The organism is Cetobacterium sp. (assembly GCF_048470075.1).
In the GTDB taxonomy this organism is placed as follows: Bacteria; Fusobacteriota; Fusobacteriia; order Fusobacteriales; family Fusobacteriaceae; genus Cetobacterium_A.
This window is the reverse complement of the sequence record NZ_DBGBQB010000160.1, coordinates 1-7,272: the sequence shown is the minus strand read 5'-3', so window position 1 is coordinate 7,272 and position 7,272 is coordinate 1. Positions and strand designations below refer to the sequence as shown.

Annotated in this window: 8 protein-coding genes; all 8 read left to right on the top strand. The window is 30.2% G+C overall.

Translation table 11 applies throughout. The annotated features are described in order from the left end of the window. Positions 1–68: 68 nt before the first annotated feature. Genes ACMOUI_RS05655 through ACMOUI_RS05620 form a run of 8 tightly spaced genes read left to right on the top strand, consistent with a single transcriptional unit; the run spans position 69 to position 7,244 of the window. Positions 69–944, top strand: a complete 876-nt coding sequence (locus ACMOUI_RS05655) for a lysophospholipid acyltransferase family protein (RefSeq protein ID WP_418964764.1) — start codon at positions 69–71, stop codon at positions 942–944. 8 nt (positions 945–952) lie between these two features. Continuing rightward, positions 953–1,648 carry a 5'-methylthioadenosine/adenosylhomocysteine nucleosidase gene (locus ACMOUI_RS05650; protein WP_418964763.1) on the top strand — a complete coding sequence of 232 codons (696 nt, stop codon included), beginning with the start codon at positions 953–955 and terminating at the stop codon, positions 1,646–1,648. Between the two features lie 20 nt (positions 1,649–1,668). Further along, on the top strand, positions 1,669–2,913 hold the full coding sequence (locus ACMOUI_RS05645) for a bifunctional folylpolyglutamate synthase/dihydrofolate synthase (RefSeq protein ID WP_418964762.1): 1,245 nt from the start codon (positions 1,669–1,671) through the stop codon (positions 2,911–2,913). Then, a complete protein-coding gene (locus ACMOUI_RS05640; protein WP_418964761.1) occupies positions 2,903–3,091 on the top strand; it encodes a hypothetical protein in 189 nt (62 codons plus the stop codon). The genes ACMOUI_RS05645 and ACMOUI_RS05640 overlap by 11 nt, the downstream gene beginning before the upstream one ends. An 11-nt stretch (positions 3,092–3,102) precedes the next feature. Continuing rightward, complete coding sequence (gene hprK, locus ACMOUI_RS05635) at positions 3,103–5,025, top strand: HPr(Ser) kinase/phosphatase (RefSeq protein ID WP_418964760.1); 1,923 nt, start codon at positions 3,103–3,105, stop codon at positions 5,023–5,025. 17 nt (positions 5,026–5,042) lie between these two features. Next, positions 5,043–5,945, top strand: coding sequence for a YitT family protein (locus ACMOUI_RS05630; protein WP_418964759.1), 903 nt, complete (start codon positions 5,043–5,045; stop codon positions 5,943–5,945). Then, positions 5,945–6,886: a DHH family phosphoesterase gene (locus ACMOUI_RS05625; RefSeq protein WP_418964758.1), complete on the top strand. Its 942-nt coding sequence runs from the start codon at positions 5,945–5,947 to the stop codon at positions 6,884–6,886. The genes ACMOUI_RS05630 and ACMOUI_RS05625 overlap by 1 nt, the downstream gene beginning before the upstream one ends. 37 nt (positions 6,887–6,923) lie before the next feature. Then, a complete protein-coding gene (locus ACMOUI_RS05620; RefSeq protein WP_418964757.1) occupies positions 6,924–7,244 on the top strand; it encodes a cell division protein SepF in 321 nt (106 codons plus the stop codon). Positions 7,245–7,272: the final 28 nt, after the last annotated feature.

Below are 7,272 nucleotides of genomic sequence, written 5' to 3'. Positions count from 1 at the left end.
GAATAGCATAACTTCTTATTCTATGATATAATAAATCTGTTAAATTAATTGAGATAGGTGATAAAAAGATGTATAAGTTTCAATATATTATATTTAAAATTTTTCGGTATATTTTACTTTTATTTCCAGAAAAAATAAGATTTAAATTTGCTGAAAAATTAGGTATTATAGGTTATTATCTTATAAAAAAGAGAAGATTAATAGCTTTGGCAAATTTAAAACTGGCTTTTCCAGATAAGACATTTAAAGAAAGAAAAAAAATAGCAAAAGAGTCATACAAAATAATGTCAAAAGCTTTTCTGTCAACACTGTGGTTTGAGGATTATTTAAAAACTAATGTTCAATTGGAAGATTTTAACAGATTAGTTTCAATTAAGGAAAAGGGAAATGGAATAGTGGTAGCTCTTATTCATATGGGAAATATGGAAGCTGGATTAAAGGCCGGAGAGAAGTACAGAATTGTAACTGTGGCAAAGGCTCAAAGAAACCCTTATATTGATGAATTTATAACAGAAGCAAGAAAAAAAATGAATGTGACACTACTGAAGAAATCTAAGCAAACATCAAGGGAGCTATTGGAACAGATAGAGGAAAAGAAAGTGATAGCCCTGTTCACTGACCATAGGGATAAAGGGACATCAGTTAAATTTTTTGGAGAGGAAACAGTGTCTCCAACAGGAGTTATAAATATAGCATTAAAACACAATCTACCCCTAGTTATAGGTTATAATGTGATGCATGAGGACAACACATGTACAACTTATTTCTCAAGAGAGTTAGATTTAGTAAGAACAGCTTCATTTAAGGATGATGTAAAGGTAAATACTCAAATGATGATGAGTATCATAGAAAATATAATAAAAAATTATCCAAATCAATGGATGTGGTTCCATGACAGATGGAAACTTTATAAAAAAATAGATAAGAACGAGATTAAGAATTAGGAGGAAATATGTTATTAGGTATAATAGGAGCAATGAATGAAGAGGTAATTCAATTAAAAGAGGTGATGAATTTAGAGGAAACAAGAGAGATTGGTGGATATAAATTCTTTAAGGGAACGCTTCTTAATAAAGAGATTGTGTTAGTTGAATGTGGAATAGGAAAAGTGAATGCAGCAATATGTTCAACACTATTAATTCAGGAGTTTAAAGTTGATAAAGTTTTATTTACAGGAGTTGCAGGTGGATTAAATCCAGAGATAAATATTGGGGATATTGTTGTATCAACAGACCTTATAGAGCATGATTTTGATTGTACTGCTTTTGGATATGATCATGGAGTAATCCCTAGAATGGAAAATTCTACTTTTAAGGCTGATAAATCTTTAGTAGATTTAGCAAAAAAAGTGGCTGAGGAAAATTTTGGAAAAGGTAGAGTTTTTGTTGGAACTATAGTTAGTGGAGACACTTTCGTTGCTTCAAATGACAAAATTAAATGGTTAAGAGACACTTTTACAGGTGAGTGTACAGAGATGGAGGGCGCTGCAGTAGCTCATGTTTGCTATGTATTAGGAAAGCCTTTTGTGATAATAAGATCTATTTCAGATAAAGCGAACCACGATGCCAATATGAATTTCGATGAGTTTGTAAAATTAGCTGCTCAAAACTCAAAACTAATAATAGAGGGTATGCTAAAAGAGATATAATTAATAAAGGGGGGAATTTTGTGAACATTGAAAAACTATTGGAGGAGTTATACTCCTACTCACTTCACGGAATAAAACTGGGTTTAAAAAATATTGAAGATATTTGTAAAGCGATGGATAATCCTCAAAAAAATTATAGAACAATTCATGTGGCAGGGACTAATGGAAAGGGCTCAACTTCAACAACAATTGAAACCGTTCTAATAGAGCAGGGGAAAAGAGTTGGAAAGTATACATCACCTCACATTTTGAGATTTAATGAGAGAATATCGGTAAATGGAGATGAAATAACAGATGAAGAGATTGCTCACTATTATTCCTATGTCAAAGATATAATAAAACAATTGGACATAACGCCAACCTTTTTTGAAGTGACTACAGCTATGATGTTTAAATATTTTTCAGACAAAAAAGTTGAATATGCAGTGATAGAAGTTGGAATGGGTGGAAGATATGATGCTACGAACATCATAGATTCTGATATTTGCGTTATTACCAATGTAAGTTTAGATCACACAGACTTTTTAGGGAAAACAATATATGAGATAGCCTGTGAAAAGGCTGGAATAATAAAGAAAAATTCAAAAGTTATTGTGGGAAGTTCAGAACCTGAATTTTTAAAGGGAGTAGAGGAAAAAACTAAAAACTATGTAAATGTATGTGAAAAATATAGACAGAGCACTTACTTTTTAGATTTTAAAAACTATAAAACTGTTATAAAAATAGAGGGGAATACTTATGAGTTCTCCCTTTTTGGTGATTATCAATATAAGAATTTTTTATGTGCCTTTGAAACCTTAAAGGAGTTAGGAGTACCTTTAGAGATAATCAAAAAAGGTGTAGAGAAAGTAAAATGGCAATGTAGATTTGAGATTATTCCATCTGACAATAGAGTGCTTATTTTAGATGGAGCTCACAATGAAGATGGAATGAGAACACTTTGTGACACTTTAAAATTAGGGTTTAAAAAAGAGGAGATAGTAGCTATTGTATCGATATTAAAGGATAAAGATTCTAAAAAAATCTTGGAAATTTTAGAGAGCACAGTGGGAAAAATAATATTTACCTCTTTAGCTGAAAATAAGAGAGGGCAGAGTGCTCTAGAACTTTTCAATAACTCTAATAGAAAAGATAAGGAGTACAAAGAGGATATCAATGAAGCTTATAATTTAGCAAAAGATATTGATTCAAAAGTTATTTTACTCTGTGGTTCATTCTATCTATTAAGTAAATTTAAAGAGGAAGTATTGGTTAATGAAGGGTAATGTTTTTTTTAAGTTATTCACAATTGTAGTGACTATAGTAATAGGTTATTTTTTGTATGAACATATAAAAATATTAAGAAATGAGTATTTAAAGAGAGAAGAACAAAAAAATCTATTTTTAGAAAAAATTGATAAAACTTATAAGGAAAGAGATAAAGAGTTTTATAAAAGCAACTAGAGGAGCTTAAAATGGAGAAAAAAATAGCAAGAAAATTTCCAAAAGTCAAAGATTTGGCTAATGTTTTAGGACTTGTTCCACTTTTAGATGTAAATATGGAAAAAGAGATTAAAACACAAAGTGTCTACAGAGTTGGGTATGAATTAAGCGGTTTTTTTACAGATGGAGAAGAGCTATACAGTAATGTAAATGTTTTAGGTAGAAAGGAGATTGGATATCTTGAACAGATTGAATCAGATAAAAGGAAAAAGATTCTTGAAAGATATTTAAGTTATCCATTTCCTACTTTGATAGTAACTGTGGAAAACCATATAGTGGATGAGATTGTTGAAATAGCGAAAAAATATCAAAAACCAGTTTTAAAATCTAATAATAAAACTATTGAGTTCATAAGAAATGCCAAGTTCTATTTGCAAAAGGTTCTAGCTGAAGAGATTATAATAGATAACTGCATATTGCTTGATGTATATGGAGTGGGAATACTATTAAAGGGTTATGAAGATGCACGATTAGGAGCAACAGTAGAACTTTTAGAAAGAGGACATAAGTTTATAACTGATACAAGATTAAAGATTCAAAATATAGCAAATAGATTTATTTTAGGGTCTAACACAGCTGATAAAGAGAGTGGGGACAGTCATTTTTATCTCTTTGGAAAAGATGGAAATGATATAGATGTAACAACTCATTTTGGAATAAAAAGCACAAGAAAAAGAAAAAAGATAACATTATTAATTGAACTTGAAAAATGGGATGAGAAAAAATTTTATGATCGTTTGGGATTGGATGAAATCTATGAGGAGTTTTTAGGATTTAAAATTCCTAAGGTAACTCTACCTGTTAGAAAAGGAAGAAATTTAGCCATTATAATAGAAACAGCGGCTATAAACTATAGATTGAAAAAAACAGGGGTTAATTCAGCAGAATATTTTTGGAAAGAGTCTAAGAAATTAATTGAAGAAAATAGAGAAAATAAAAAGAGAGGGTTAGTTGTGAATGATAAAACAAGTATGCCAGTTAGATATATAAAAACAAGATTTAATTTGAATGTATTGAATGGAGAAGAGTTTTTAGACAGTAAGTATATTACGACAACAGGTGTTTACAGACCATCACTAGCTCTTACAGGGTATTTTGATATGTATGGAGAGGATGGTTATAAGGGTTTACAACTATTTACTGATACAGAATTTAAATATTTAGAGAGCATTTCAGTTGAAAATAGGGAGAAAAACTTAGAGCGATATTTAGATGAAGATTTTCCTGCAATAATAATCTCTGGTGTTAAAAATATTCCAGACTATTTTTTACGTAGAATCATAGATAAAAAAATAATATTGTTAGAGACAAAATTAGATAGACCTAGCCATGTAGTTGCTACGTTTAGTGCGTATTTAGAGAATTACTTTGCACCTTCAACGTCGGTTCACGGAGTTTTCGTAGAGCTATATGGTTTTGGAGTTCTTTTAACAGGAAAGAGCGGTATAGGTAAGAGTGAGACAGCTTTAGAACTTATCCACAGAGGTCATAGATTGATTGCAGATGACTCTGTTAGATTTGAAAAGGGTGTAATAGGAGATATAACAGGTAGAGCATCAAAATTACCATATTTTATGGAGATTCGTGGTTTAGGTATAATAGATGTTAAAGCTTTATACGGTGTTGGAGCAGTTAGAATTAGTAAGAGATTGGATATGATAATTGAGCTTCAGGAATTAAAGAGTGAAGATTATCTAACAGCCATGGATTATCAAGAGTCCACAGAGGTGTTATTAGGAAATGAGATTCCTAAAATAAAACTGTATATATCTTCAGGTAGAAATGCAGCTGCTATGGTTGAAATTGCAGTGATGAACCTAATGGCTAAAAGAATGGGATACAATTCAGAGGAAGTTTATTTAAAAGAGTTAAAAAATAAAAACTATAACAATTAAGAACCGGGGGATTTGAATTGAAAAGAAAAAAAATTAAGATTTTAAGAGAGTATATATACATCTATATAGGAACATTGATAGCGTCAGTTGCCATTAATGCCTTTTTAGTTCCATCTAATTTAGCTCCAGGAGGTGCTACAGGACTTTCAATCTTAATAAATTATATGACTGGAATACCTGTTGGAACATTGATATTTCTGATAAATATACCATTATTTATAATAGGAGTAAAAATTTTTGGAAGATCATATGGAGCTAAAACTTTAGCAGGAATTTCATTTTTATCTTTAAATGTGGAATTGATAAAAAAAGTTATACCAGAGATAGATAAAATAGTTGATTTTACAAATCCCAGCAATATATTTCTAGGTACACTGTATGGTGGATTATTAATGGGAATAGGTATTGGAACAGTGATAAAAAATGGTGGAACTACAGGTGGGAGCGATATAGTATCTGGAATTTTAAATAAATTCTTTAAAATACCCATTGGTCAAGCTTTGATACTGATTGATTCCACAGTTGTTTTATTAGCTGCATATATTTTTGGAGCAGAAAAAGCTCTGTATGCATTGATAAATCTATATGCAACTGGAATTGTAATAAATAAACTGATAAATGGATTAGGAAATGCAAAAATGGTATATATCATAACTTCTGAAATTGAAAAAATTAGAAAAATAATTGTTGAAGATTTAGGGAAAACTGGAAATTACTATCAAGCAGAAGCACTATATTCTAAAAGTAGAAGAGATGTAGTGACAACTGTTCTTAGGAATAGAGAGATTTACTTATTAAAAGATCTTATAGCTGAAGCTGATAAAGAGGCTTTTGTGGTTGTTTCCGATGTTCACGAGGTATTGGGAAGAGGATATACCTTTGATATTGACAATGTTGTAAAAACTAGAAAGGAAAAATAATGAAAGAAATAAAGGAAAAGATAGAGCAGAGCAATAATATAATTATAGCAGGACATGTAAATCCAGATGGAGATACAGTGGGAGCTGGTCTGGCCCTTTTATTAGGACTTGAAGAGAAGTATCCCAATAAAAGAGTGGATTTTGTGTTACAGGATAATGTTCCAAAAAATATCTCATTTCTAAAGGGGAGTGAGAAAATAAAAAAAATAGAGGACATAAAAGATTCAAACTATGACTTAGCTATATTTGTTGATTCTGCTACAATAGATAGAGTTGGAAAAGTTGCAAACTTAATAGGAGATATATTTAAAATTAATATAGATCATCATATAAGTAATCCTAAATATGGAGATATCAATATAGTAAAAGATATATCTTCAACATCAGAGATAATGTATTCATTTTTAAAAGATTTAGATATAGAGATATCTTTAGAGATGGGAGAGGCTATATATCTAGGGCTAGTTAATGACACTGGAAACTTTGCTCATAGCAATGTGACAGATAAAACATTTTTAGTCGCTTCTGAGTTAATGAAAATAGGAGTAAATAACAATAAGATTGTAAATGACTTTTTTAAAACAAAATCTTATGAAAGAATGAGAGTCTTGGGAAAGGCCTTAAGTGAAATGGTCTTTGTAGAGGAAAAAAAATTGATGTATTTTTATCTTTCGTATGAGTCTCTAAAGAGTTTAAATGCTATAAAAGATGATACAGAAGGTATTGTAGAGGAGTTAGTAAACTATAGTGGAAGTGAAGTTTCTTTATTCTTAAGACAGGAAGAGAATGGAAAGATTAAAGGTAGTTTAAGAAGCAAACATAGTATTGATGTAAATAGAATAGCTGGAATATTTGGAGGTGGAGGTCACATAAAGGCAGCTGGCTTTACAACAGAGCTTCCAGTTGAGGAAATTATAAAAATAGTAGTAGAAAATTTATAAATAGTGTATAATTTTATAAAAAAAGGAGGGTGTATAAATGGCAGATTTTGATATAATTTTTTTAAAACCCACAAGATTTGAGGATTGTATAAAATGTGTTGAACATATAAAATCTGAAAAGATAGTTCATATAAATTTATGTGACTTGGATTCTGAGAAATCACAAAGAATTTTGGACTTCATCAGTGGAGCTGTGCACATACAGGAGGGACAAATAATAAATCCTGGAGATAAAATATACTGTTCAATTCCTAAAAATAAAACATATGAATTAGATTATAAAGAGTTGACAAATAACATAACAAATCCAAGATTTGATGAAGAGGAAGAGATAATTCCAAGATACAATAGAAGATAAAAAAAGGGACTTTTAAAAGTCCCTTTTT

Coding starts and splice junctions, on each gene's coding strand:
- ACMOUI_RS05620 (WP_418964757.1), top strand. CDS start 6,924: ATGGCAGATTTTGATATAATTTTTTTAAAACCCACAAGATTTGAGGAT.
- ACMOUI_RS05640 (WP_418964761.1), top strand. CDS start 2,903: ATGAAGGGTAATGTTTTTTTTAAGTTATTCACAATTGTAGTGACTATA.
- ACMOUI_RS05650 (WP_418964763.1), top strand. CDS start 953: ATGTTATTAGGTATAATAGGAGCAATGAATGAAGAGGTAATTCAATTA.
- ACMOUI_RS05655 (WP_418964764.1), top strand. CDS start 69: ATGTATAAGTTTCAATATATTATATTTAAAATTTTTCGGTATATTTTA.
- ACMOUI_RS05625 (WP_418964758.1), top strand. CDS start 5,945: ATGAAAGAAATAAAGGAAAAGATAGAGCAGAGCAATAATATAATTATA.
- hprK (WP_418964760.1), top strand. CDS start 3,103: ATGGAGAAAAAAATAGCAAGAAAATTTCCAAAAGTCAAAGATTTGGCT.